3 protein-coding genes are annotated in these 1,427 nt (G+C 65.9%); 1 reads left to right on the top strand and 2 read right to left on the bottom strand.

The features are described 5' to 3' along the window. The first annotated feature begins 252 nt into the window (after positions 1 to 252). Entirely contained in the window at positions 253 to 699 is a 447-nt protein-coding gene (locus ACWGKS_RS29945) for a hypothetical protein (RefSeq protein WP_358505875.1), read from the top strand. Between the two features lie 85 nt (positions 700 to 784). Here the strand turns inward: ACWGKS_RS29945 and ACWGKS_RS29940 are convergent, their stop codons facing one another. Beyond that, positions 785 to 1,195 carry a VOC family protein gene (locus tag ACWGKS_RS29940; protein WP_358505872.1) on the bottom strand — a complete coding sequence of 137 codons (411 nt, stop codon included), beginning with the start codon at positions 1,193 to 1,195 and terminating at the stop codon, positions 785 to 787. 10 nt (positions 1,196 to 1,205) lie between these two features. Further along, on the bottom strand, positions 1,206 to 1,427 hold a 222-nt coding region (locus tag ACWGKS_RS29935; protein WP_452525088.1), incomplete at its 5' end, for a helix-turn-helix domain-containing protein.

Raw genomic sequence — 1,427 nt, 5'->3', positions numbered from 1 at the left:
GGGGTGGCGGGTGGACTCTGAGAGCCCCTGAGGCCCTGACTTCCTAGAACATTGACTTATCGGGGGTCAGGATTCGAGGCTTTCCGGAGATCTGTTTCGTTACCATAGATGCGTAACGTTATTGAGTAACGTTACAAACCAAACGTTTCAAAGAGGGGAAAGGTGAACCTCGCCCCGGACCCCTCCTCGGGCCGAAAAAGTAGGCCTGTGGATAATCCGATCGGAGGCCTCGCGGCGGCGCATACTGCCCCTATGTGCCACCATCAGGCCTTCCTGGCTCCCCTTTTGGCCCCCGCCCCCGGCGATCTGCACCTGCTCACCCTCAGAATCCGCCCCAGGGTGAGCACCGTATTGCGGCGCCTGAGCACACGCGTGGTGATCGAGGACCCCACCGTGATCACCGAACTTCGACGGGCGGTGTCCGGTCACGAACGCGTGGGGGTACTACTGCGCACCTTCACCACCGCCATCGGACACGTTCGGCCCGACGGGCGACCCGTTCCACGCAAACACCTGTGCGGTTGGTGGGTGCACGCCGGCCGGTTCCACCCCCTGGAGCGGGCCGAGTTGGTGCGGTCGGTGTGCGTGGACACGCGCACCGACCGGTTGCTGCCACCCGAACAAGGGGTGGAGTACGCGCCCGCCTGGCCCGTGCGCCCACCCGCGACCATCAAGGACGCTCCACCATCCACCGGATGAGGACGTCACTCCCTTGACCTTCTGATACGTGGTTCGGGTTCGGTGGCTGCGCACCCCGTGTCCGGGGGGTGGAGCCGGGGCGCCGCTAACCGGCCTGGTTGAAGCGGAGCATGTTGCCGGCCGGATCGCGGAAGGCACAGTCGCGTACCCCGTAGGGCTGGTCCATGGGCTCCTGCAGCACCTCCCCGCCGGCGGAGCTGATGCGTTCGAAGGTGGCGTCGACGTCGTCGGTGGTGAAGATGACCCCGCGCAGCAACCCCTTGGCCAAGAGCTCGGCCAGGGCGAGCCGGTCCTGTTCGGAGGCGCCCGGGTCGGCCAGGGGTGGTTCGAGCACGATGCTGGTGTCAGGTTGGTCGGGAGAGCCGACCGTGACCCAACGCATCCCTTCGAAGGAGACGTCGTTGCGCACCTGGAGTCCCAGGACGTCGCGGTAGAAGGCCAGGGCCTTGTCGTGGTCGTCGACGGCGATGAAGCAGGTGGAGAGTGTGATGTTCATGGACTCGATGCTAGGAGTGGGGGCCGGTTCGGGCTTCTCTTTTCCTGATCGGTCGTGTGCCGGTCTTGGCCAGGCACGCGGGGATGGGCGCGCCACTTTCGTGGTCCTGGGCGCGGTAGGTGCTGGGGCTGAGACCGACCAGTTCGGTGAAGCGGGTGCTGAAGGTGCCCAGGGAGGTGCAGCCCACGGCGAAGCACACGTCGGTGACCGACATGTCGCCGCGGCGCAGGAG

The sequence above is a fragment of the Nocardiopsis sp. NPDC055879 genome, assembly GCF_053615935.1.
This window is presented reverse-complemented; position numbering and strand designations above follow the sequence as displayed.

Coding starts and splice junctions, on each gene's coding strand:
- ACWGKS_RS29940 (WP_358505872.1), bottom strand. CDS start 1,195: ATGAACATCACACTCTCCACCTGCTTCATCGCCGTCGACGACCACGAC.
- ACWGKS_RS29945 (WP_358505875.1), top strand. CDS start 253: ATGTGCCACCATCAGGCCTTCCTGGCTCCCCTTTTGGCCCCCGCCCCC.